The 24,405-nt window shown below is 28.9% G+C and carries 21 protein-coding genes and 1 riboswitch; of the genes, 19 read left to right on the forward strand and 2 right to left on the reverse strand.

Going from position 1 to position 24,405, the window contains the following annotated elements; genetic code table 11:
• Positions 1 to 39 precede the first annotated feature (39 nt).
• The 9 genes from NSA23_RS11745 (at position 40) to tsaD (ending at position 10,198) form a co-directional block, all read left to right on the forward strand.
• Entirely contained in the window at positions 40 to 1,800 is a 1,761-nt protein-coding gene (locus tag NSA23_RS11745; RefSeq protein ID WP_042678671.1) for a hybrid sensor histidine kinase/response regulator, read from the forward strand.
• Positions 1,801 to 1,829: 29 nt separating this feature from the next.
• Complete coding sequence (locus NSA23_RS11750; protein WP_042678670.1) at positions 1,830 to 2,990, forward strand: amidohydrolase; 1,161 nt, start codon at positions 1,830 to 1,832, stop codon at positions 2,988 to 2,990.
• 327 nt (positions 2,991 to 3,317) lie between these two features.
• The gene (locus NSA23_RS11755; protein WP_042678669.1) at positions 3,318 to 4,739 is read left to right on the forward strand and encodes an MBOAT family O-acyltransferase; all 1,422 of its coding nucleotides are present in this window, start codon (positions 3,318 to 3,320) and stop codon (positions 4,737 to 4,739) included.
• Positions 4,740 to 4,751: 12 nt separating this feature from the next.
• Positions 4,752 to 5,966, forward strand: a complete 1,215-nt coding sequence (locus NSA23_RS11760) for an alginate O-acetyltransferase AlgX-related protein (RefSeq protein WP_042678668.1) — start codon at positions 4,752 to 4,754, stop codon at positions 5,964 to 5,966.
• Between the two features lie 88 nt (positions 5,967 to 6,054).
• Positions 6,055 to 6,176, forward strand: a riboswitch (FMN riboswitch).
• Between the two features lie 105 nt (positions 6,177 to 6,281).
• Positions 6,282 to 6,890: an ECF transporter S component gene (locus NSA23_RS11765; protein ID WP_042678667.1), complete on the forward strand. Its 609-nt coding sequence runs from the start codon at positions 6,282 to 6,284 to the stop codon at positions 6,888 to 6,890.
• A gap of 654 nt (positions 6,891 to 7,544) precedes the next feature.
• A complete protein-coding gene (tsaE, locus tag NSA23_RS11770) occupies positions 7,545 to 8,003 on the forward strand; it encodes a tRNA (adenosine(37)-N6)-threonylcarbamoyltransferase complex ATPase subunit type 1 TsaE (protein WP_042678666.1) in 459 nt (152 codons plus the stop codon).
• The gene (tsaB, locus tag NSA23_RS11775) at positions 8,000 to 8,704 is read left to right on the forward strand and encodes a tRNA (adenosine(37)-N6)-threonylcarbamoyltransferase complex dimerization subunit type 1 TsaB (RefSeq protein WP_042678665.1); all 705 of its coding nucleotides are present in this window, start codon (positions 8,000 to 8,002) and stop codon (positions 8,702 to 8,704) included. The genes tsaE and tsaB overlap by 4 nt, the downstream gene beginning before the upstream one ends.
• A gap of 7 nt (positions 8,705 to 8,711) precedes the next feature.
• On the forward strand, positions 8,712 to 9,155 hold the full coding sequence (rimI, locus tag NSA23_RS11780) for a ribosomal protein S18-alanine N-acetyltransferase (RefSeq protein ID WP_042678664.1): 444 nt from the start codon (positions 8,712 to 8,714) through the stop codon (positions 9,153 to 9,155).
• Positions 9,156 to 9,175: 20 nt separating this feature from the next.
• Complete coding sequence (gene tsaD / locus NSA23_RS11785) at positions 9,176 to 10,198, forward strand: tRNA (adenosine(37)-N6)-threonylcarbamoyltransferase complex transferase subunit TsaD (protein ID WP_042678663.1); 1,023 nt, start codon at positions 9,176 to 9,178, stop codon at positions 10,196 to 10,198.
• Positions 10,199 to 10,352: 154 nt separating this feature from the next.
• Here the strand turns inward: tsaD and NSA23_RS11790 are convergent, their stop codons facing one another.
• Together NSA23_RS11790 and NSA23_RS11795 are read right to left on the reverse strand one after the other, a co-directional pair.
• Positions 10,353 to 12,266, reverse strand: a complete 1,914-nt coding sequence (locus tag NSA23_RS11790) for an ABC-F family ATP-binding cassette domain-containing protein (protein WP_042678662.1) — start codon at positions 12,264 to 12,266, stop codon at positions 10,353 to 10,355.
• 74 nt (positions 12,267 to 12,340) lie between these two features.
• The gene (locus tag NSA23_RS11795) at positions 12,341 to 12,553 is read right to left on the reverse strand and encodes a hypothetical protein (RefSeq protein ID WP_042678661.1); all 213 of its coding nucleotides are present in this window, start codon (positions 12,551 to 12,553) and stop codon (positions 12,341 to 12,343) included.
• A gap of 233 nt (positions 12,554 to 12,786) precedes the next feature.
• Between NSA23_RS11795 and NSA23_RS11800 the strand changes: the two genes are divergently transcribed.
• The 10 genes from NSA23_RS11800 to NSA23_RS11845 all read left to right on the forward strand — a co-directional run bounded on the left by NSA23_RS11800 (position 12,787) and on the right by NSA23_RS11845 (position 24,157).
• Complete coding sequence (locus tag NSA23_RS11800; protein WP_042678660.1) at positions 12,787 to 13,434, forward strand: redox-sensing transcriptional repressor Rex; 648 nt, start codon at positions 12,787 to 12,789, stop codon at positions 13,432 to 13,434.
• Positions 13,435 to 13,761: 327 nt separating this feature from the next.
• Positions 13,762 to 14,901: an acyl-CoA dehydrogenase gene (locus NSA23_RS11805; RefSeq protein WP_042678659.1), complete on the forward strand. Its 1,140-nt coding sequence runs from the start codon at positions 13,762 to 13,764 to the stop codon at positions 14,899 to 14,901.
• A gap of 26 nt (positions 14,902 to 14,927) precedes the next feature.
• Positions 14,928 to 15,722: an electron transfer flavoprotein subunit beta/FixA family protein gene (locus NSA23_RS11810; RefSeq protein ID WP_042678658.1), complete on the forward strand. Its 795-nt coding sequence runs from the start codon at positions 14,928 to 14,930 to the stop codon at positions 15,720 to 15,722.
• Positions 15,723 to 15,764: 42 nt separating this feature from the next.
• The gene (locus NSA23_RS11815) at positions 15,765 to 16,988 is read left to right on the forward strand and encodes an electron transfer flavoprotein subunit alpha/FixB family protein (protein ID WP_042678657.1); all 1,224 of its coding nucleotides are present in this window, start codon (positions 15,765 to 15,767) and stop codon (positions 16,986 to 16,988) included.
• A gap of 310 nt (positions 16,989 to 17,298) precedes the next feature.
• Complete coding sequence (locus NSA23_RS11820; RefSeq protein WP_042678656.1) at positions 17,299 to 18,564, forward strand: Glu/Leu/Phe/Val family dehydrogenase; 1,266 nt, start codon at positions 17,299 to 17,301, stop codon at positions 18,562 to 18,564.
• Between the two features lie 100 nt (positions 18,565 to 18,664).
• Positions 18,665 to 19,552, forward strand: coding sequence for a DNA-3-methyladenine glycosylase family protein (locus tag NSA23_RS11825; protein ID WP_042678655.1), 888 nt, complete (start codon positions 18,665 to 18,667; stop codon positions 19,550 to 19,552).
• Between the two features lie 12 nt (positions 19,553 to 19,564).
• Positions 19,565 to 20,254 carry a response regulator transcription factor gene (locus NSA23_RS11830; protein ID WP_042678654.1) on the forward strand — a complete coding sequence of 230 codons (690 nt, stop codon included), beginning with the start codon at positions 19,565 to 19,567 and terminating at the stop codon, positions 20,252 to 20,254.
• Positions 20,255 to 20,262: 8 nt separating this feature from the next.
• The gene (locus NSA23_RS11835) at positions 20,263 to 21,327 is read left to right on the forward strand and encodes a sensor histidine kinase (RefSeq protein ID WP_042678776.1); all 1,065 of its coding nucleotides are present in this window, start codon (positions 20,263 to 20,265) and stop codon (positions 21,325 to 21,327) included.
• A gap of 129 nt (positions 21,328 to 21,456) precedes the next feature.
• Positions 21,457 to 22,224: an ABC transporter ATP-binding protein gene (locus tag NSA23_RS11840; RefSeq protein WP_042678653.1), complete on the forward strand. Its 768-nt coding sequence runs from the start codon at positions 21,457 to 21,459 to the stop codon at positions 22,222 to 22,224.
• Complete coding sequence (locus tag NSA23_RS11845; RefSeq protein ID WP_042678652.1) at positions 22,211 to 24,157, forward strand: FtsX-like permease family protein; 1,947 nt, start codon at positions 22,211 to 22,213, stop codon at positions 24,155 to 24,157. The genes NSA23_RS11840 and NSA23_RS11845 overlap by 14 nt, the downstream gene beginning before the upstream one ends.
• Positions 24,158 to 24,405 lie beyond the last annotated feature (248 nt).

Genomic DNA, 24,405 nt, shown 5'->3' on the forward strand with positions numbered 1-24,405 from the left:
AAAGGCGGCTGTATTGGGACCTTATTGGGAGGTAATTCTATGGAAGAAACTAGGGAATTAGAATATAAGGAAAAGTTATTTTGTGGAATTATTAGTTCGAATTTTGGTAAAAAATATGTAACACCTCTAAAGAAACTTGTTGGCAATGTGTTAAATGATGATGGTGCACTTATATATATTTATAACGAAAAGAAAAATGAGCCTGATTTGAAAGATATGAAAAAATACTTTGAAATAGATATAGAGAAAAAATATGAAAATGGTCAATTAACATTTGTATGTGCAGAAGAAAAATTTTTAAATGATGAAGTACTTTTATTGGACAAGTTATTAGATTTTTATGAAAGTGAAATAGATTCTTATAAGAAAAAGGGATTTGAAAAAATAATAGTTTATACCACAAGAGATGTTTTCTATACTAAAAATATAAAAGGAAAAGATTTATGTACTCTTCATAGGAGAATGAAAAAAATTTGTAGGCAGAAAGATATAATGATAGTAATAAAATATATAATAGATGATTTTCATGAAAAAGATTTCTTGAGTCTTATTACTCTCCATGATTTATTCATTTTAGAAGATTCTAGTGGAGGGAATGTTTATACTTATTTAGAGCTTATTAAAACATCCCTTATAAATTTATCTATGAAACAGAGACAACAGGAAGAATATGAAAGAGAATTGAAAAGAATTGAGAAATTAAAGACTTTAGGAGAGCTATCTGAAAGTATGGCTCATGACTTTAACAATGTATTGACTACTATTGTAGGATTCTCACAGATGTGCTTAATAAAGGAAACTAATAAAGAAGTAAAAAAACATTTAAATACTATATATAAAACAGCTCTTGATGGAAAAGCTATGATGAATAAAATACAAGATTATATAAAGGGAAGTTATGATTCACAAAGAGATATACATGATTTAAATGATTTAGTTAGAGGAAGTATGGAAATGATTGACCATGGAGTTGTAAATTTAAATGAAAAAAATGCAAGTTCTATCAAGTTAGTAGAAGAGTTGAATTCAACTAAATCTATATATTGTAATGAATTTGAAATAAGGCAGGTAATATTGAATATTTTATTAAATGCTGTAGATTCTCTAGAAACTAAAGGTGTTGTTACTATAAAAACCTACGATGAAGGCAGAAATTCTTTTGTAGAGGTAGAAGACACAGGAATTGGAATTGAAGAGGAAATTTTAGAAAAGATATTTGACCCTTTTTTTACTACAAAAGGAGAGAAAGGAACAGGATTAGGGCTGAACATTGTTAGAAAAGTTCTAAATGAACATCGTGCAGAAATAAAAGTTGAAAGTGAAGTAGATAAAGGGAGCAAATTTACCATAGTATTTCCCAGCAATACAAAAGAAGAGTTATATGCAGCAGAAGAGGAAGAAAATTATAATACAGTTGCAAATATTTTAATTGTAGATGATAAATATATGGTGGCTAAATCTATAAAAGAGCTTTTGTCTTTGTTAAATATGAATGCAGATGTAGAAACTAGGGCAGATAATGTATTGGAAAGACTTTCAGAAAAAGAATATGATCTTGTAATTTGTGATTATTCTATGCCAGGTAAAAATGGAGTTGAAGTATCGAAAAGGATAAAATCTAGATATCCAAATAAACCTTTTATACTTTTGACAGGATGGTCAGAGGATATTTTAGATGATTATGATACCATAGACTGTATATTGAACAAACCTTGTACAGTAGAAGATTTAGCAGAGGCTATTGGAAAAGCTTTGGATATTATTGATGATAATAAAAATAAAAGTTATAATATGAATTAAGAAATTAAATGATTTAAGGGGGAAAATTTATGATACTTATTAAAAATGGTTATATCTATACTATGGCTGGAGAAACAATTGAAGGTGGGAGTATATTAGTTGATGATGGAAAAATAGTAGAAATAGGTAAGGATATTGTTGCACCATTAGATGCTAAAGTAATAGATGCAGAAGGTAGAATGATAACTCCTGGGTTTATAGATGCTCACTGTCATCTAGGCATGTGGGAAGATGGAATGGGTTTTGAAGGTGATGATGGGAATGAATGGGTAGAGCCAGTAACTCCCCATTTAAGAGCTATTGATGGAATAAACCCTATGGACATTACTTTCAAGGAAGCTTATGAAGGAGGAGTTACTACTGCAGTTACAGGTCCTGGAAGTGCTAATGTAGTCGGAGGTCAATTTGTTGCTGTTAAGACCTATGGAAAAAGAGTCGATGATATGATTGTAAAAGAACCAGTAGCTATGAAAATTGCTTTTGGAGAAAATCCAAAGAGAGTTCATGAGGACCAAAAACAATCACCTATAACTAGGATGGCTACTGCAGCTAAATTGAGAGAAACATTATTTGAAGCTAAGGAATATCTCAATAAGAAAGAAGAAGGCGTAGAAGATCCTTCTAAAATGCCAGAATATGATATGAAAATGGAAGCTATGATTAAAGTACTTAAAAAGGAGATACCACTTAAAGCTCATGCTCATAGAGCTGATGATATTTTAACAGCTATAAGAATTGCAAAGGAATTTGCTCTAGATATAACTTTAGACCACTGTACAGAAGGTCATTTAATTGCAGATATATTAGCAGAAGAAGGAAAACCTGCTTTAGTTGGACCATCTTTAACAGATAGATCTAAAATAGAACTTAGAAATCAAACTTTTGACACTCCAAGAATACTTAATGAAGCAGGAGTTAAAATTGCTATTATAACAGATTCTCCAGTTATTCCACTACAATATCTATCCCTTTGTGCAGGTTTAGCAGCTAAATCTGGATTAGATGAAATGGAAGCTTTAAAAGCCATCACTATTAATCCAGCAGAGATAGTAGGAATTTCAGATAGAGTAGGAAGTTTAGAAGTAGGAAAAGACGCAGATATAGTTATATTTGATGGAAATCCACTTAAAGATATAGATTGCAAAACTTTTGCAACTATTATTGATGGAAAAGTGGTATATAGAAGATAGACTATATAGAGAATTTTGGAAGAAAAATATATTAAACAGGTAGATTATTATAATAATCTACCTGTTTATGTATAAAAAATTAAATTTTGTGAATAATTATTCAAAAACAAACTGTTTTTATCTGAAAAGTGGTACAATATAGATAATAGTATAAAATTATGAAGTAAGGAAATGGTAAATAGGAAAACAAAATCTAAAAAAACAATATATTTATTGATTGTTATTATATTTATATTTGTATTTATAACTAAATTTTTTGCATATCTTATCATAAATTAGACAGGTTATGAAAATAAATATAATATTATTTGAGAAAGGAAAAAAATTATGTTATTTAGTAGCGTTGTATTTTTGTTTTTGTTCTTACCAGCAGTTATTTTTTGTTATTACATACCAGGGAAAAAATTAAAGAACACAGTACTATTAATATTTAGTTTATTTTTCTATGCATATGGAGAACCTAAATATCTATTAGTAATGCTTTTTTCAATTGTAGTTAATTATATATTAGGACTTTTTGTAGATAAATATAGGGAAGATAGGAGAAAAGTAACATTAATATTAAGCTTGGCAATTATAATAAATATTTTGATTATAGGTTATTATAAGTATTTTAACTTTCTAATAAGAAATATAAATACAGTATTTAAAACATCTATATCCATTAGAGATATAGTAATGCCTATAGGAATTTCATTTTTTACATTTCAAGGTTTAAGTTATGTAATAGATATATATAGGCAAAATGGTAAAGTTCAAAAGAATCCACTAAATGTAGCACTATATATATCATTTTTTCCACAACTTATAGCAGGGCCAATAGTAAGATATGAAACTGTAGCAGAGCAAATTAATGAAAGAGAAGAAAGCTTAGATGATTTTACATATGGCGTGGAAAGATTTATATTAGGATTAAGTAAAAAAGTACTTATAGCAAATACAGTTGGACTAATAGCAGATGAAGTTTTTAGTGCTTCTACATCAGATCTTTCAGTTTTATTAGTTTGGTTAGGGATTCTTTCATATACACTACAAATATACTTTGATTTTTCAGGGTATTCTGATATGGCAATAGGATTAGGTCGAATGTTTGGATTTAAGTTTTTAGAAAACTTTAATTATCCTTATATATCAAAATCTATAACAGAGTTTTGGAGACGTTGGCATATATCTTTAGGAACATGGTTTAGAGATTATGTTTATATTCCACTAGGTGGGAATAGAGTAAGTAAAGGAAAATACTTTAGAAATATATTCATAGTTTGGTTTCTAACAGGGTTGTGGCATGGAGCTTCATGGAATTTTATAATATGGGGATTGTATTATGGGTGTATTTTAACTATAGAAAAATTATTTTTGGGAAAGTATTTAGAAAAAATATGGAGACCTATTCAGCATATTTATACTATATTCTTTATTATCATAGGATGGTTATTTTTTAGAGCAGAAACATTGACTCAGGCATTAGAGTATTTAAAAATTATGTTTGGATTCACAAAGCATACATTTATAAATTTTCAGGCAATGTATTATTTAAAAGAGTATAAGTTTGTACTAATATTATCTATAATAGCTACACTTCCATTATATCCATTAATAAAAGGAAAGATTGAAGAGATATCCATAGGTTCTGCTAATGTTATGATAAAAAACTATATAAAACCAATTATATTAATAGGAATATTCATATTATCTATATCTTATCTAATTAATTCTACATTTAATCCATTTATATATTTTAGATTTTAGGAGCTGAAGTTTATGAAAGAAAAAACTAAGAAAGTGAAAAAAGTAAGTGATTATAATTTAGCGATTCTGTTTATAATAATTATATTTTTTATTCCAATATTAACAAAAATACATCCTCATACGGATATATCTTCTTTTGAAAATAGAACTTTAGCAACTGCCCCTATTTTTAATAGGGAGACTTTATTTAATGGAGAGTATTTTAATGATTGGGAAGAGTATTTATCTGATCATATAGTGGGCAGAAATAGGTGGTTAAAATTATATACTTATTTAAATATGAATATATTAAGGAAGAATAAAATTAACGATATAGTAATAAGTAAAGATGGGACGTTATTACCATTTTATGAACATAATAGAATTTATGATCCTGAAAGCCATAAGGCAAATATAAAAGAAATAGCAAATAATATAGAAGAACTTAGTAGCTATGTAGATGCGTATGGAGGAAAGTTTTGTTTTATCGGAATACCAGAGCAGTCATCTTATTATAAAGAAAGATACCCAAATTATTTTTATAATAATTATGAATTTCTTTTTAATAGCGAAAAAACAATGTTTTCATTGCTAAGAGAAAAGAATATAGATTTTATAAATATGGATGAAGAGTTTAAAAAAGAAAATAAGGATGATTTTTATCTAAAAACAGATCATCATTATTCTTTTAGAGGTGCATTTAAAACATATGAGAAAATAATAAATAAAATAAAAAATGATTTTGGATTAGATATTCAAGAGGCACTAGGTGAAAATGATATGGATATAATAACTTTAGAAAACCCTATTTTAGGAAGTAGAAATAGACAGCTATACTATTTATATCCAACGAATGAAAAAATAGAAGTAGGATACCAAAAAGAAAAGATAGATTATGAAAAAATAGATAATGGGGTAGAATCTCCTGAATTTTATCATATAGAAGAAGATCCTAAAGAAAGACCATCTTATGGTGTATTTATGGGAGGAGATTTAGCTGAAACAGTGATAAGAACAAATAGATCAAATCTACCAAATGCTTTGATATTTGGAGATTCATTTACTAATGCAGTAGAACCTTTATTATATTATCATTTTAACGAAACTAGAATATTGGATTTAAGATACTATGAAGATAAGAGTCTTTATAAATATATAGAAGAGTATAAACCGGATGTAGTTATTATGATAAGAGATGATTTAAATTATGGAAATAACGAAGGAAATGGCAATTTTAAGGGGAAATAGTATAAGATTGTTAAATTAATTGCGAAAATGAAATCTCCGAAATAGTTGACATAAACTTTATTTATATATATAATATAATTAAGAATAAATTGATCTTCAGGGCGAGGTGAAAGTCCTCACCGGCGGTTATAGCCCGCGAGCCAAGAGTTCTTGGTTGATTTGGTGAAATTCCAATGCCGACAGTTAGAGTCTGGATGGGAGAAGATTTATACTTAATTTTTCGTGAGAGTATATATGCCCCGAAGGTTATCCTTCGGGGTTTTTTGAATCCTTTCTGAGTCCCTGAAGAAATACTTAACTTGGAGGGATTTTATTATGGAATTAAAAAAAGAAAGAGGTAAAATGTCAGCTAATATGTTGACTAAGGTAGGAGTTTTATCGGCTATTGCATTTGTATTGATGCTATTAGAATTTCCACTATGGTTTGCACCACCATTTTTAAAAATGGATTTAAGTGAAGTACCAGCACTTATGGGAACTTTTGCCTTAGGGCCTGTAGCAGGAGTGTTGATTCAGCTTATTAAAAATATTTTAAATTTAGCTATAGATGGAACAACTACAATGGCAGTAGGAGAATTTGCAAATTTTGTTGTAGGAAGTATATTCGTTTATACAGCAGGATATATTTATCACAAAGATAAAAATGTTAAAAATGCAATTGTAGGAATGGCTGTAGGAACTGTAGCAATGACTGTTGCTATGGCAATTGCTAACTATTATGTTATGATACCTTTCTATGCTAAACTTTTTGGAATGCCATTGGATAAGATTGTGGCTATGGGAAGTGCAGTAAATAGACATGTAGTAGATTTTAAATCACTTATACTTTATGCAATAGTACCTTTTAATCTATTAAAGGGATTAATAGTTACATTAATTACATTCCTTCTATACAAAAGAGTATCACCAATACTCCATAGATAAATGTAAATATTAGGACTGTCCATAAAGGGCAGTCTTATTTTATTTTTATAATTTTAAATTTAGTACTTTCTTTTAACATGGTGGAGATTCTAGCAAATAGAGATACAAGGTTCTCTCCGAAAAAAGTTTTGATGAAATAGTATCTTCGTAAAATAGAAAATGCTAAATATTTTCAAACTCGCTTTGCTCAAACAATGAAAAATTCTTAACGCATTTTCTATTTTACTCAGATTATTTCATAGCAAAACTTTTTTAAGTCGCTCATCTTGTATCTCTATTTGCTTTAACATTGTACTATTAGAAAAAATTATGGATTTAGGGTTTTGGTTTATTGGATTCGACTGACTTAAAAAGTCTTTGAATAGAAAATAGAGAGGAAAAATTTGAGAAAAATCGTGAAATTGATTAAAAATCAATTTAGCAAATAACCATGATTTGCGGTAGATTTTTCTCAAATTTTGAGTCCTATTTTCCTCAAAGCTTTTTTGGAAGGAGAACCAATAAACCAAAACCCTGCATCTCTACTATGTTAAAAGAAAGTACTAAACTTATGAAAAATATTGTTCTAGATTTCACTTATTCAATAATATAGCTTAAATCTTTTGTAAATGCTATAATATAAGGTAGTTTATTATTTATGGGAAGGTTGATTTCATGGAAATAGTATTGAAAAATTTAGAAGATACTGAAAGGTTTGGGTATAGATTAGGTAGTATTCTTGAAGGTGGGGATATAGTTTGTCTTACAGGAGATTTAGGTGCTGGGAAAACTACCCTTACTAAATCCATTGCAAAAGGATTAGATGTAAAAGATTATGTAACTAGTCCTACCTTTGCTCTTATTAATGAATATAAGGGAAGAGTTCCAATATATCATTTTGATGTTTATAGATTAGAAGGAATAGAAGATGTAATAGATTTAGGATTTGAGGAATATTTTTATTCTAAGGGAGTTACAATCATAGAGTGGGGAAACAAAATTGAGAAATTTCTTCCAGAAGATATATTAACTATAGAATTGAATAGAGGCAAAAAAGATGATGAAAGAATAGTTTCTATTTATAGTAGTGGAAAAAGAAGTGAATCAATAGTAGAGGAGTTGAAGAAAAATTGAAAGTTTTGGCAATAGATACATCAAGTGTAGTAGCTACCTGTGCAGTATTAGATGATGAAAAACTTTTAGGAGAGTACACTCTAAATCAAGATATGACACATTCAGAAAGACTTATACCTATGATTAAAGTATTAATGGATAATTTAAAGTTGAAACCAGAAGATATAGATATTTTTGCAGGTTCAGTAGGACCAGGTTCTTTCACAGGACTTAGAATTGGGTTAGCTACCGTTAAAAGTCTAGCTCATGTGTTAGATAAGCCAGCTATAGGTATATCTACATTGGAAGCATTAGCATTTAATGTACCTTTTGATGGTATTGTCGTACCTATAATGGATGCTAGGCGAGAAAGAGTTTATACAGGTATATATAGATGGGAGAATGGAAAACTTTTAAATGAAATGGAACCTACCATTTTAGAAATAAATGAACTTTTAGATATAGTAGATTCTAATTATAATAAAGTATTATTTAATGGAGATGGTACTCTTATTTTTAAAGAAATAATAGATGAAAAATTAAAGGATAAAGTCTTGTATTCTCCAATATCATTAAATATGGCAAAGGCGTCAAGTGTAGGAGAACTAGCTCTTCTAAAATGGAAAGAAGATAAAGAGAACTTTGTGAAGAACTATTTTAAATTAGCACCAGAATACTTAAGAGAATCTCAAGCTCAAAGGCAATTGAATAAAAAAAGGTAGTGATTTTATGATTCCATTAATAAGAGATATGATTGAAAAAGATATTGAGGATGTGCTAGAAATAGAAAAGACTTCTTTTAGTACTCCTTGGTCCAAAGAAGCTTTTACATTAGAAATAACTAAAAACAATCTTGCTAGATATATAGTAGCAGAAGTAGAAAAAAGAGTAGTAGCCTACGGTGGTATATGGTTTATCATAGATGAAGGTCATATTACAAATATAGCAGTACATGAAAAATATAGAGGACTTGGAATAGGAAACAAAATTGTAGAAGGCCTTATATATAGATGTATAGATAGGGATATTAGGGCAATGACCTTAGAGGTTAGAAAATCTAATGAAGTTGCAAAATCATTGTATAAAAAATATGGGTTTAAAGAATGTGGAATTCGCCCAGGATACTATTCAGATGACAATGAGGATGCTATAATCATGTGGAAAAGTATATAAGGGCAATTGGAGGTTAGAAAATGGAAAAAAATATTATAAACTTAGCAATAGAAACTTCCTGTGATGAAACTTCCTGTGCAGTTTTAAAAAATGGGAGAGAAGTTCTTTCAAATATAATTTCTTCTCAAATAGAAATACACAGAAAATTTGGAGGAGTAGTTCCAGAAGTAGCTTCAAGAAAACATATTGAAAATATAAATATAATTATAGAAAAAGCAATAAAAGAGGCAAATATAAGCTTTAAAGACTTAGATATAGTATCCGTTACACAAGGACCAGGTCTTGTAGGAGCGTTATTAGTAGGTATATCTAGTGCTAAATCCATAGCCTATGGATTAGGTATTCCTCTTATAGGAGTAAACCATATAAAAGGACATATTTGTGCAAATTATATTGAACATAAAGATTTAAAGCCTCCTTTTACTTGTTTAGTAGTGTCAGGAGGACATACCTATCTAGTACAGGCCCATTCCTATACAGATTATGAATTAATAGGAAGGACTAGAGATGATGCAGCAGGTGAAGCCTTTGATAAGGTGGCTAGATCTTTAGGACTTTCATATCCTGGTGGACCAGTAATAGATAAACTTTCAAAGGAGGGAAATAAAGAAGCTATAGATTTCCCTAGACCATTTTTAGGAGATAATAGCTATGATTTTAGTTTTAGTGGACTTAAGACTGCAGTATTAAATTATTTAAATCATATGGAACAAAAAAAAGGAGAAATAGTAGTGGAAGATGTAGCAGCTAGTTTTCAACAGGCAGTTATAGAAGTACTTGTTGAAAAAAGTATAAGGTTAGCAAAAGAAAAGAATAGTAAAACCATAGTTTTGGCAGGTGGAGTAGCGGCTAATAGTGGATTGAGAAATTTATTCAAATCAAGAGGAAAAGAAGAAGGTATTAATATAAGATATCCTTCTCCAATTCTTTGTACAGACAATGCAGCTATGATTGGCTCCTGTGGATATTTTAATTATATTGATGGACAAGAATCTGATCTAGGGATGACAGTAGAGCCAAATTTAGAGCTAAATTATAAATAATCAACAAAATATTCACATTGTAGATTAATATAACAGAGAAATATGTGGACATTGTGGAAAAAACAAAAAAATCAAGAAAAATAGAGGGGGAAAGCTGTGGATAGAACTGTGGATATTGTGAATAACTTGTGGATTTATTGGGTAAGATAATATTTTAGCTTTTCTCCTCTAAATTTATTAGTTTATCATAAAGTTTTTCTACGAAGTCTTGATTTTTTTCTCTTTCCAAAGTTAATTTTTTTACTTTTTCAATATCATTATATATATTAGGATTAGCTAGTTTTTCATCTATTTCTCCTATTTTTTCTTCACTTAAAAGAATTTGTTTTTCCAAATCTAAAATCTTTTTTTTCATATTTCTTTCTTTCTCTTTTTTCTTTTTGATTTTCTTCTTTTCGAGTTTTATCTGAGTTCTTGTTTTAGTATTTTCTTCTTCATTTTTTTTAACTTGATTTTTCTTTTCTATATAATAATCATAATTACCTAGAAACTCTTCTATACCTTTACTAGAAAGTTCAAAAATTTTATTTGTTACTGTATTTAAAAAATACCTATCATGGGAGATGACAAATAGTGTACCATTATAGTTTTGTAAAGCTTCTTCTAATATTTCTTTAGAATCAATATCCAAATGATTAGTAGGCTCATCCATTAAAAGAAAATTTGATTTAGAAAGCATTAATTTAAGAAGGGCCAATCTACTCCTTTCACCACCACTTAAATCTCCTACTTCTTTAAATATATTATCTCCAAAAAATAAAAATTGGCTTAAATACGTTCTTATTTGATAATAGTCCAACTTTGGATTTTCATCCCATATTTCATCTATAATAGTTTTATTTAAATTTAAATTAGTTTGTTCTTGGTCAAAGTACCCTATGTTCACATGATGGCCTAGTGTGATTTCACCTTGAGTAGAAGAAACATTACCTAGAATAATTTTAAATAAGGTAGTTTTTCCAATACCATTTGGTCCTATAAGCCCAACCTTTTCACCTCTATATATATTGAAGTCTATATCCTTAAATAATTGGGTTTTATTAAAAGATTTTGCTAAGGATCTTATTTCTAAAACATCTCTACCACTTTTTATCTTAGGTTCAAAAACTAATTTTGTTTTTTTAGAGCTAGATACAGGATTGTCAATTCTTTTTATTTTGTCTAAGAGTTTCTGTCTACTTTGAGCTTGTCTAATATATCTTTGTCCACCATAATTTAAAAAGCGTTCTATTATTTCTTCTTGACGTTCTATTTCTTTTTGTTGATTTTCATATTGTTTTTTTAATTGTTCCATTTGGATTTTTCTCTTTTTCATAAATTCAGTGTAGTTTCCATTATAGGTTTTAAGTTCTAGGTTTTCTAGATGAAAAATTCTTTCTACTACATTATCTAAAAAGTATCTATCATGTGAAATTATTAGAGCGGAACCTTTATAATCATTTAGAAATTTTTCCAACCAAGATATTGCTTCAATATCTAAATGATTAGTTGGCTCGTCCAAAAGGAGTAAATCAGGATTTTTAAGAAGCATTTTAGCTAAGGCTAGTCTAGATTTTTGTCCTCCACTTAAATTATTTACCTTTTTTTCCATATCTTCTTCTGAAAAACCTAAACCTTTCAGAGTACCTTTTATTTCACTTTTAAATCCATAACCATTCTGGTTTGAAAATTCTTCAGATAAAGTAGAATATTTTTCTAAAAATTTTTGCAAGGTTTCCGTTTCACCTTTGTTACTTTCTATGCTTATTTCTTTTTCCAAAGTTCTCAATTTTTTTTCCATATTTATTAAAGGGGTAAAGACCTTTAAACATTCTTCAAATATAGTATTTTCACTTTCTACTTGAGTATGTTGTTTTAGGTATCCAATTTTCAAGTTTTTTTGAGTATATATTTCTCCACCATCTTTTGGAGTTTCTTTAGCTAATATATTGAATAAAGTAGTTTTGCCAGAGCCATTTAAACCTACTATTCCTACTTTATCTCCTTCATTTATAGAAAAACTTAAATCTCTTAAAATTTCATTGGCAAGATAGAATTTGGATATATTATTACAAGATAAAATAATCATTATTTTTCCTCCTATAAAATAAGTTCGTTATAATCTATTTTACCAAAAAAAATAGTCCTATGAAAGGTGAAGGACTATTTCTTATCTAATTCCATAGCCAAGCTAGATAAAACTTTATCTACAAGATCTATATCACATAAACCTTCCTCTGTAAAATGGGTACAATTTTCACAGCTTTTAAAGTTTTCATTATAGAAATCAGTAGAAGATCTCATAGATGAATTATGATTAGCATTATATTCATCACAGTAAAGTGCTATTTTTCGTAATTGTTCTTTGCTGGCCATAAAAAAAACCTCCTTTGATTAAACTTTAGTTGAGTATTATTCAGACTAAATGTATAATATACTATATAGGGATACTAATTTTCTATATTATTGTTCGTAATATATAGTTTTTATATTCACTTTTTAAGAATTATTTAGCCACTTGTTATAAAATTGACATATAAATAACTGGATGGTATAATTATTCTGACCAGTACTTTCTTTAAAATTAATTTAAGAAAGGGAGTTTATACATGGATAGAGAAAATAAAGTTTCAATGACAGTCATAAGAAGACTTCCCAAATACTATAGATATTTAGGAGAATTATTGAACAAAGGGATAAACAGAATATCATCCCAAGAATTAAGTAAATTGACAGGTTTTACAGCATCACAAATTAGACAAGATTTAAATAACTTTGGAGGGTTTGGCCAACAAGGTTATGGTTATAATGTAGAAGAACTTCATAGACAACTAGGAAAAATACTAGGTCTTGACAAAGATTACAATACTGTAATAGCTGGTTCAGGTAACTTAGGGCAAGCAGTTGCTAACTATAAAGGATTTGAAGATGCAGGATTTAAAGTACTATCTCTATTTGACAAAAATCCTAAAATTATAGGATTAAAAATAAGAGATGTTGAAATAAGAGATGTTGACTTAATGGAACAATTTATAAAAGACAATGATGTAGAAATTGGGATCATAACTACTCCAAAAGAAAATGCACAAGATATAGCAAATATATTTATAAAAAGCGAAAAAATAAGAGGAATATGGAATTTTGCTCCTGCAGATTTAACAGTACCTGACAACATAGTAGTAGAAAATGTACATTTAAATGAAAGTTTATTTACATTATCATATTTTTTGAAAAACTATGATAATTATAATATATAATATAAATGTTAAGTAAAAATTTATATTATAACTGAAGCCTGTTATGTATTTTAGAAGAAAAGCATTATTGTCAATAATATGACAAAATTTGGTTTTTCTTAAGTTATAATTAGTCTAAAATGTGTTTTCTTATGAATTAGGAAAGGTCTATATACCTAATGTTGAGGGGATATAGGCCTTTCAATGAAACTTTATAAATATAATAATATTGTAGAATTTTGCAAATAAAAGATAAAAAATTAACAAAAATGTTGGACAAAAGATTAAAATGAATTATAATATTATCTGGAGAATATTTAGCCAATATTATAGGGAGGGATATATAATATGAATTTCACTTTAACTAAAGAGCAAGAAATGGTTAGAAATGTAATGAGAGAATTCGCTGAAAATGAAGTAGAGCCAATTGCAGCGGATATTGATGAAACTGGAAGGTTCCCAAAGGAAAATGTAGAAAAAATGGCTAGAGCACATATGTTGGGAATACCATTCCCTGAAGAATATGGCGGAGCTGGTGGGGACGAGCTAGCTTATGCTATAGCTGTAGAAGAACTATCAAGAAAATGTGCTACTACAGGAGTTATTTTATCGGCTCACACATCACTAGGTAGTTGGCCAATATATAAATATGGTACAGAAGAACAGAAACAAAAGTATTTAGTTCCATTAGCAAAAGGTGAAAAATTAGGTGCATTTGGCCTAACTGAACCAAATGCAGGTACTGATGCAGCAGGACAACAAACGGTTGCAGTACTTGATGGGGATGAATATGTATTAAACGGTTCAAAAATATTCATTACTAATGGTGGACAAGCAGAGATATATGTTATATTTGCTATGACTGATAGAATGAAAGGTACTAGAGGAATAAGTGCTTTTATTGTTGAAGCAGATACTCCAGGATTTAGTATTGGTAAGATAGAAGATAAATTGGGCATTAGAGCTTCTGCAACATCAGAACTTATATTCCAAAATTGTAGAATTCCAAAAGAAAATCTACTAGGTGAAGAAGGAAAAGGATTTAAAATTGCAATGTCAACATTAGATGGTGGTAGAATTGGAATTGCAGCACAAGCATTAGGAATAGCACAAGGAGCATTAGATGAAAGTGTTGAATATCTAAAAGAAAGAGAACAATTTGGTAGACCATTATCTAAATTCCAAGGATTACAATGGATGGTTGCAGATATGGGAACTGAAATTGAAGCAGCTAGATTATTAGTTTATAGAGCAGCATTTAATAAAGCTAACGGACTTCCATATAATAAAGAAGCAGCTATGGCTAAATTATTTGCAGCAAATACTGCTATGAATGTGACTACAAAAGCTGTTCAATTACATGGTGGATACGGATATACTAAGGATTATCCAGTTGAAAGAATGATGAGAGATGCTAAGATCACTGAAATATATGAAGGTACATCTCAAGTACAACAAATGGTTATTGCAGGAAATTTATTAAGATAATTAGATAATTAAAGGAGGAGGAAATTATGAAGATCATAGTTTGTTTAAAGCAAGTTCCTGATACAAACGAAGTAAAAATTGATCCAGTTAAAGGAACTTTAATTCGTGAAGGAGTTCCAAGTATAATAAATCCTGATGACAGAAATGCTTTAGAAGAAGCATTGAGAATAAAGGATGAACATCCAGATACATTAGTAACAGTTGTAAGTATGGGACCACCTCAAGCAGACGTAGCTTTAAAAGAAGCATTGGCTATGGGTGCTGATGATGCAATTCTTCTAAGTGATAGAGCATTTGCTGGTTCTGACACTTGGGCAACATCAACTGCAATAGCAGGGGCTCTTGATAAAATAGGAGACTATGACATTATATTCTGTGGTAGACAAGCAATAGATGGAGATACTGCACAAGTTGGTCCACAAATTGCTGAACATTTAGGTATACCTCAAATTACTTATGTAGAGCAATTAGACATTGAAGAGGGTAAAGTTATAGCTAGAAGAGCATTAGAAGATGGATATTATGTAGTTGAATGTGAAACTCCAGTACTTTTAACTGCAATTAAAGAATTAAATGAACCTAGATATCCTTCAATAAAGGGCATATACAAAGCTTATAGAGAAGAAGATAGAGTTAAAGTATGGTCAGCTAATGATTATGATGTAGATAGAGAAAATATTGGACTTGATGGTTCACCAACTGAAGTTAACAAATCTTTCACTCCACCTGGAAGGGATTCTGCATGTGAAATGTTAGAAGGAAATTCCAAAGAAGCTTCTAGAGATCTAGTAGTAAGACTTAAAGAAAGAAAGATTATATAGACTTGAGGACGGATAATTTTTAAATTAAAGGAGGATGTAGCTATGGCAATAAAAGTCATAAAAGAAAAATGTGTTGGCTGCGGAGCTTGTGTTACAGTTTGTCCAGCAGATGCAATTAATATGATAGATAAAAAAGCTATTATAACTGATAAATGTATAGCATGTGGTGCTTGTATCAACAAATGTCCTGTAGAGGCTATATTCAAAGAAGAAGGAAATAAAGGCGGAGTAAATATAGATGAATATAGAGGAGTTTGGGTATTTGCAGAACAAAGAGAAGGAAAAACTCTTAATGTAGTTAGAGAATTATTAGGAGAAGGAAGAAAAATTGCAGATGAATTAGAAACTGAACTTACTGCAGTTTTATTAGGACATAATATTGAAGATGAAGCTAATTTATTAATTAAATATGGTGCAGATAAGGTAATTTATGCTAATCATGAACTTCTTGGTGTTTATACAACTGATGGATATGCTAAAGTTATTTATGATTTAATCCAAGAAAGAAAGCCAGAAATAATGCTAATAGGTGCTACAAATATAGGAAGAGATTTAGGTCCAAGACTTTCAGCAAAAGTTCATACTGGACTTACAGCTGACTGTACAAGATTAGATGTAGATAAAGAAAACAGACGTCTTATGATGACACGTCCAGCTTTTGGTGGAAATCTAATGGCTACAATTCTTTGTCCAAACCATAGACCTCAAATGTCAACAGTTAGACCTGGTGTTATGGAAAAAGCAAAAATTGACGAAAATAGAGAAGGTATAGTTCAAGTAGTTAAGCCAGAATTAAAGGATAGTGATATCAAAGCTAAGGTTATAGAGACAGTTAAGAGTGATAAACCTGTAGTTGCCTTAGAGGAAGCTCCAATTATTGTATCTGGTGGTAGAGGACTAGGTGGAGAAGAAGGATTCAAATTAATAGAAGATTTAGCAGAAAAATTAGGTGGAGTAGTAGGGGCTAGCCGTGCTACAGTAGATTCACAATGGATCGAACAATCCCACCAAGTAGGTCAAACAGGAAAAACTGTAAGACCAGGACTTTATGTAGCTTGTGGTATATCAGGAGCTATTCAACATTTAGCAGGTATGCAAGATTCTAAATGTATAGTAGCTATAAACAAAGATCCAAATGCTCCAATATTTGAAGTAGCTGACTATGGTATAGTTGGAGATTTATATGAAGTAATACCAGAATTAATTCAAGCATTAGATAATGTAGATGATATAATGGAGGCTGTAAAGGCTCTTTCAAATGAATAAATATAAAAAATGAGGCAGATATCCCTGTCTCATTTTTTTATTTGATATCTTGCATTTAAAGGAAATGAGTGTTAGAATGTAATTAATAATAGAGATTTATTTTGAAAATAGAAAAGAAAACGATTTCAAGCTGGGTTTTCATTTGGTTTGTCTCTTCTTTCGCCTTTATAAATTATTTTTATCTCTCAATAAAAAGATATCAAAAATGGGGAGATAGCCAAGATTATATAAAATGTTTAAATATCAATGTTTGAGTGTCTAAATATACTATTATATTTGACACTATCTATATATTTAAGGGGGTTATTAAATGGCAAAAGAAAATTTAAATCCATTAGAAAGTGCTCAAAGGCAGGTTAAAGCTGCATGTGACAAATTAGGATTAGATCCATCTGTATATGAGATACTAAAAGAACCTCAAAGATTTATAGAAATATCAATTCCAGTTAAGATGGATGACGGCAGTGTAAAAACTTTTAAAGGATATCGTTCAGTACATAGTGATGCTATAGGACCAGCTAAGGGTGGAGTAAGATTTCATCCAAATGTAGATCCAACTGAAGTAAAAGCACTATCAGTATGGATGACATTTAAATGTTGTGTAACAGGTATTCCTTATGGTGGTGGCAAAGGTGGTATAACAGTAGATCCTTCAGAACTATCTAAAGGAGAATTGGAAAGACTTGCAAGAGGTTATATAGCAGGTATGCACAAGTATCTAGGTGAAAAAATAGATATTCCAGCTCCAGATGTAAATACTAATGCTCAAATAATGGCATGGATGGTTGATGAGTATAGTAAATTTGCTGGTAATGATGCACTGGGTGTTGTAACAGGAAAACCAGTAGAATGGGGTGGTTCAAAAGGTAGAAATGAAGCTACTGGATTAGGTGTAGCTGTTACTGCTAGAGAAGCTGCTAGAAAACTCGGTTTTGAAATGAACGGCTCAAAAGTTGCTGTTCAAGGATTTGGAAATGTAGGCTCTAATACAGTTAAGAATTGTCAAGGTCAAGGTGCTAAGGTTATAGCTGTTGGAGAATGGGCACCTAAAAAGGGAACTTATGCTATATATAATGAAAATGGTCTAGACTATAATGATATGGCTAAGTATATGGAAGAACACGGAAATTTAGTAGGATATCCAAATGGAAAAGAAATATCTCTTGATGAGTTTTGGGGTCTAGAAGTGGATATTATGATTCCTGCAGCTCTTGAAAATGCTGTTACTGCTGAAGTAGCAGAAAAGATCAATGCTAAGCTTGTATGTGAAGCTGCAAATGGACCACTTACAACTGATGCAGATGAAGTATTTGAAAGAAGAGGAATCACTGTTACTCCAGATATTCTAACTAATGCAGGTGGAGTTACAGTATCATATTTTGAATGGGTACAAAACTTATATGGATACTATTGGGAAGAAGATGAAGTAAAAGAAAAAGAAGAAATTGCTATGGTTAATGCTTTTAATGATATATGGGCAATTAAGGAAGAACATGATGTGACTATGAGGCAAGCGGCTTATATGCACTCAGTTAAGAAGGTTGCAGATGTAATGAAATTAAGAGGATGGTATTAGATAGAAAAATAAAAAGCTGATGAATTTTCATCAGCTTTTTATTTTTCTTATTATAGGGTATTATATAGTTATTATCTATTATATTAGGAAGGTGAATGAAATGGAATATAACATAACTGAAGATAATAATAAAGTTATAATTGAGGGAATTAGAGATTTCGATCCTGTACATATATTTGAATGTGGACAATGTTTTAGGTGGAATAGAGAAGAAGATGGTAGTTTTACAGGAGTAGCTTTTGAAAGAGTATTGAATGTAAAAGTAGAAAACGATAAAGTTATATTGTCTAATACAAATATAGAAGAATTTAATAATATATGGTATGATTATTTTGATCTCGGAAGAGACTATGGAAAGATGAAAGAGATTTTTTCACAAGATGAAATACTTAAAGAAGCAGTTAAATTTGGTAGTGGAATTAGGATACTTAATCAGGAACCTTTTGAAATACTTATATCTTTTATTATTTCTGCTAATAACGCAATTCCTAGAATAAAGTCATCTATTGAACGATTATCTAAAAGATATGGGAAACATATAGGAGAGTATAATGGAAAAGAATATTATGCTTTTCCTACTGCTGAAGCATTGTCTAAAGTTGATATAGAAGAATTAAAAGAAACTAAAATAGGTTTTAGAGCAAAATATGTATCAAATGCAGCTAAAAAAGTATATAATGAAGGAGTAAATTTAGACTATATAAAAACATTAGATACTACTCATGCAAGAGAAGAACTCATGAAATTTCAAGGAGTTGGTCCAAAAGTATCTGATTGTATACTACTATTTTCTATGGAAAAATATGAGGCTTTCCCTATTGATGTATGGGTCAAAAGGATTATGGAATATTTTTATTTAAAAGAAGATACTAGTATGAACAAAATACAAAAATATGGAGAAGAAAAGTTTAAAGATTTAGCTGGCTTTGCTCAACAATATCTTTTTTATTATGCAAGAGAACTTGGAATTGGTAAAAAGAAAAAATAAGGGTGAAAATAAATGTACAAGATTCTAGTTATTGAAGATGATGAAAAGATTTCAAAACTTATAAAAGATAGATTAGAAAGATACAGTTATATAGTATCTATAGCAAAAGATTATTCTGATATAAAAGGTGAATTTATAAAAGAGGAACCTCATTTAGTTCTTTTAGATATTAATTTACCTAATTATGATGGGTTTTTTTGGTGTAGGGAGATAAGAAGTATATCTAAAGCACCTATTATATTTATTTCTGCTAGATTTTCAGATATGGATCAAGTCATGGCCATAGAAAATGGTGGAGATGATTACATTATAAAACCTTTTTCTTTTGACTTATTACTTGCAAAAGTTAAAAGTGTCATTAGAAGAACTTATGGAGAATATGCAGAAAATGATTCAAAGGATATATACGAAGTAGATGGTGTTTATTTATATAAATCTCAAAATATAGTTGAATGGGAAAATAATAAAATAGAACTTAGCAAGAAGGAATTTTCACTATTATATATTTTAATTACAAACCTAGACGACATAGTTTCAAGGGAGACCCTTTTAAATGAACTTTGGGATGATATGAATTTTGTAGATGATAATACATTATCAGTTAATATTGGTAGACTTAGAAGTAGATTAGAAGACATAGGCATATATGACAGCATAAAGACAAAAAGAGGACAAGGATATTCTATGGTAAAGACTTGGTAGGTGATAGTTTGAATTTTAAAGATTATTTAAAAGATAGATTACTTTATATAGTATTTTATATTATTAGTGTATCTTTAGTTATAGTAATTATGATGTTAGATTTAATAATCAGGGGTGAAAGGCTTAGAATAGCAAATATTATTTATTCTTTTATCTTATCATTTGTATTTTTAGCATTTTTAATAACTATAGACTATATGAGAAAAAGAAAATTTTATAAAGCTCTTAATTATGGATTAGAAAATGATGAAAAATTAGAATATATATTCAATATTCCTAATAATGGAAGTAAGGAACATAAATTATATAAAGAGCTATTAATAAAAGATTATATGAGATATAAACTAATATTAGATAAATATAAAAAAATGTATAAGACTCAAATGAATTTCAATAATAGATGGATTCATCAAATGAAGACACCCATGTCAGTTATTAAACTTATATTGGAAAATGAAAATGACAAAGCTATTGATGAAAATACTAAAAAGAGTTATAAGAGTATAGAAGAAGAAATAGAAAAGTTATCTAATGGTTTAGAAATGGCATTATATACCTTACGTATAAATGATTTTGAGAAGGATTTTAAAGTAGAGGAAGTAAATATATTAGATATTGTTAGAAATGTAATAAATGAAAATAAAAATGCAATTATAGTAAATTCTATCTATCCTAAAATAGTTTTCGATAAAGATGTACTAGTTAAAACTGATAAAAAGTGGATAAAATTTATTATTAATCAGATTATATCTAATAGTATAAAGTATTCAAAAGTAAAGGAAAGTGAAGATAAATCTATAATTATTGATATTAATGAGGAAAATGATAAAGTTATACTTTCCATTGAAGATAAAGGGGTAGGTATACCTAAGCAAGATTTAGATAGAGTATTCAACCCTTTTTTTACAGGGGAAAATGGAAGGATTTATTTAGAATCTACAGGAATGGGCCTTTATCTTTCTAAAGATATATGTGATAGATTAGGCCACGGTATAAATATAGAGTCCATAGAAGGAGTAGGTACAAGAGTGGAAATAGTCTTTTATCATGGGAAAAGTATTTATAATTTATAGAGTATTATATCTAACAATACTGTAAGATATAATATGAAATTTGAAAGAGAAATCAATACAAGGATTTCTCTTCTTTTTTTATAATATTTATAGAAGGATTTAATCAAATTAATATCAGGAGGTTAAGAAATGAAAGTATTGGAAACCAAAGATTTATCTAAAATATATGGTAGTAAGGGAAAAGGTATATCAGTTAAAGCTTTAGACAGTTTTAATATGTCTATAGAAAAAGGAGAATTTGTAGGAGTTATGGGACCATCTGGAAGTGGAAAAACCACTCTTTTAAATATCTTAGCTACAATAGATTCTCCATCATCAGGAGAAGTGTTAATAGATGGCAAACATCCTCATAAATTAAATGAAAATGAATTAGCATTATTTAGGAGAAATACTTTAGGATTTATATTTCAAGATTTTAATTTATTAGATACACTATCTATAAAACAAAATATAATACTTCCGCTAGTATTAGAAAATATAAAAAAAGATGAAATTAACAAAAGGATAGAAGATATATCCAACACATTGAATATAAAGGATATATTAAATAAAAGAACCTATGAGGTATCAGGAGGACAACAGCAAAGGACTGCTTGTGCAAGAGCTCTTATAAATAACCCAGCAATAATACTTGCTGATGAGCCTACAGGAAACTTAGATTCTAAAGCATCTTATGATTTGATGTCATCCTTGGAAAAGATAAATAAGGAAAGAGAAGCGACTATAGTTATGGTAACCCATGATGCTTTTGCAGCTAGTTTTTGTAATAGAATAATAATGATAAAAGATGGTAAGTTCTTTACTGAAATAGTTAAGAAATCTAATAGACAGGTATTTTTCAAGGAAATATTAGATGCCCTATCTCTTCTTGGAGGTGGATACAATGAAAATATCTGATATGGCTGTCAATAATATTAAAGGAAATTTACACAGATATATAATGTATTATTTAAGTAATTCTTTTGCTGTAACAGTATTTTTCATATTTGCTAATTTTGTATTTCATCCGTCATTAGATACAAATAATATATCAGAAAGTGTAACTGCTCAACAAGGTGTGGCTAGTGGTCTTATAGCTAGTCAAGTAATAATAGTAGTCTTTTCAGTATTATTTGTAGGATATTCTACTTCCATATTTTTAAAATCAAGGGGAAAAGAGTTTGGTCTCCTTTCACTATATGGAATGACTAAAAGGCAAATAAAAAAATATGTACTTATAGAAAATACTATTATATCTTTTATATCCATAGGTACAGGTATATTAACAGGAGTTTTATTTTCAAAACTATTTTTTATGGTGATGGAAGTATTTTTAAATACTAGTCTTTCATTTAATATATCTTTTAAGGCATTAGGACTTACTGCCATAATTTTCTTAGCATTGTTTGAAATAATTAGTATTATTATGCTTTTCCAAATTAAAAATAAGGAAATAATACAACAATTAAAATCTAGTAAAATACCTAAGACAATACCTAAGTTTTCTAAATTTAAATCTATACTAGGAGTACTTTTAATTGTTATAGGTTATAGTATAGCTTGGTTTGTTCCACCAATGGGTGTAGTACTAGCTATGCTTCCAGTAATATTTATAGTTATAGTAGGGACATATTTCATATTTACTCAATTCAGTATAGCTATAGCAAATGGAATTTTGAAAAATGAAAATATGCTTTATAAGAAATCTAATTTAGTATCTTATTCTCAGATGATACACAAACTACAAGATACATCTAAAGTACTATTTCTAGCAGCTATACTTGGAGCATTTACCTTTACAGCTACAGAAACTGTTTATTCATTCTACACAGAAATTCCTAGGATGGCAGGAATAAATACTCCTCAGGAAATGGCTATAGCTCAAAGAGGAGAAGCTTTAAATGATGATAGTATTATTAAAAATGTAAAAGATACATTGGATAAAAATAATTTAAAAATAAAAGAAATACATGAGGTAAAAGGAGTAGTTCTTTACAGTGTTGAAAAAGAAGGGAATACATCAGAGTTTTTTGCATTGTCAAATACAGATTATAATAAATTAGCTAAATCTTTAGGAAAAGAAGAAATAGAAGTAAAGGAAAATGAACTTGTATATAACTATCCTTATGAAGAGCAAGAAGAGTCAATGTTTGCAGGATATGGAGGGGTTTTAGATTGGAAGGAGATAAAATTAAATATAGGTGAAGAAGTAAGGGAATTTAAATTATCTAAAGAAATTCATGGTGGAGTTATGGCTTTAAATAATGTTAGGTATTTTAATGCAATAATTTTAAATGATAAGGATTTTGAAATTGCATTAGAAAAAGCAGATAAAAATAATATAGTTAAATATAATGGGATAAGATTAGATGATTGGGAAGACTCTTATAAAGCATCTATTGAAATTGAAAAACAATTAAATACAGGAGAGAATTTAAGATATTACTCGAAAATTATTCCATATGAAGAAATGAAAAAATCTTTTGGTTTAGTCCTATTTATAGGATTCTTTATAGCATTTTTATTTTTTATAGCTTCAGGAAGTATAATATACTTTAAGTTGTTTAATGAAATAAAAAATGATGGAATAGAATATAACATCCTTAGAAAAATAGGAACTACGAAAAAGGAGATAAATAAAATAATAACTAAGCAAATAGCTATCATATTCTTTTTACCTTTTGTAGTCAGCACATTACATTCTTTCTTTGCCCTTAAATCATTATCTACTTTACTAATGAGAAGCTTGTTTGTTAATGGTGTTGTAGTTATGGTAGGATATTTAGTATTTCAAATAATATATTTCCTTATAATAAGGGGTATATATATAAGCCAAATACGATATGAGTAAGATATTGAATAAATATACAAATGAAAAATAAAATCCTTGTTGTTGTGAGGATTTTATTTTTTTATTATTGAAAAGTTTGTTCATATAGTATATTCTTTAATAAGTATAGAATAAATAGTGTGATATATAGATATAAAGTAAAGATAATTAGTGAAAAAATCATATATTTAACTATATTTATTAAATACTAGACTTATAGCCATAAAAAGGCTAATTTTAAGACTTGATTAACAAAATCATATTAAGTA

This window comes from Anaerosalibacter massiliensis (assembly GCF_024623155.1).
GTDB classification, from domain to species: Bacteria; Bacillota; Clostridia; order Tissierellales; family Sporanaerobacteraceae; genus Anaerosalibacter; species Anaerosalibacter massiliensis.

Coding starts and splice junctions, on each gene's coding strand:
- NSA23_RS11745 (WP_042678671.1), top strand. CDS start 40: ATGGAAGAAACTAGGGAATTAGAATATAAGGAAAAGTTATTTTGTGGA.
- NSA23_RS11750 (WP_042678670.1), top strand. CDS start 1,830: ATGATACTTATTAAAAATGGTTATATCTATACTATGGCTGGAGAAACA.
- NSA23_RS11755 (WP_042678669.1), top strand. CDS start 3,318: ATGTTATTTAGTAGCGTTGTATTTTTGTTTTTGTTCTTACCAGCAGTT.
- NSA23_RS11760 (WP_042678668.1), top strand. CDS start 4,752: ATGAAAGAAAAAACTAAGAAAGTGAAAAAAGTAAGTGATTATAATTTA.
- NSA23_RS11765 (WP_042678667.1), top strand. CDS start 6,282: ATGGAATTAAAAAAAGAAAGAGGTAAAATGTCAGCTAATATGTTGACT.
- tsaE (WP_042678666.1), top strand. CDS start 7,545: ATGGAAATAGTATTGAAAAATTTAGAAGATACTGAAAGGTTTGGGTAT.
- rimI (WP_042678664.1), top strand. CDS start 8,712: ATGATTCCATTAATAAGAGATATGATTGAAAAAGATATTGAGGATGTG.
- tsaD (WP_042678663.1), top strand. CDS start 9,176: ATGGAAAAAAATATTATAAACTTAGCAATAGAAACTTCCTGTGATGAA.
- NSA23_RS11790 (WP_042678662.1), bottom strand. CDS start 12,266: ATGATTATTTTATCTTGTAATAATATATCCAAATTCTATCTTGCCAAT.
- NSA23_RS11795 (WP_042678661.1), bottom strand. CDS start 12,553: ATGGCCAGCAAAGAACAATTACGAAAAATAGCACTTTACTGTGATGAA.
- NSA23_RS11800 (WP_042678660.1), top strand. CDS start 12,787: ATGGATAGAGAAAATAAAGTTTCAATGACAGTCATAAGAAGACTTCCC.
- NSA23_RS11805 (WP_042678659.1), top strand. CDS start 13,762: ATGAATTTCACTTTAACTAAAGAGCAAGAAATGGTTAGAAATGTAATG.
- NSA23_RS11810 (WP_042678658.1), top strand. CDS start 14,928: ATGAAGATCATAGTTTGTTTAAAGCAAGTTCCTGATACAAACGAAGTA.
- NSA23_RS11815 (WP_042678657.1), top strand. CDS start 15,765: ATGGCAATAAAAGTCATAAAAGAAAAATGTGTTGGCTGCGGAGCTTGT.
- NSA23_RS11820 (WP_042678656.1), top strand. CDS start 17,299: ATGGCAAAAGAAAATTTAAATCCATTAGAAAGTGCTCAAAGGCAGGTT.
- NSA23_RS11825 (WP_042678655.1), top strand. CDS start 18,665: ATGGAATATAACATAACTGAAGATAATAATAAAGTTATAATTGAGGGA.
- NSA23_RS11830 (WP_042678654.1), top strand. CDS start 19,565: ATGTACAAGATTCTAGTTATTGAAGATGATGAAAAGATTTCAAAACTT.
- NSA23_RS11840 (WP_042678653.1), top strand. CDS start 21,457: ATGAAAGTATTGGAAACCAAAGATTTATCTAAAATATATGGTAGTAAG.
- NSA23_RS11845 (WP_042678652.1), top strand. CDS start 22,211: ATGAAAATATCTGATATGGCTGTCAATAATATTAAAGGAAATTTACAC.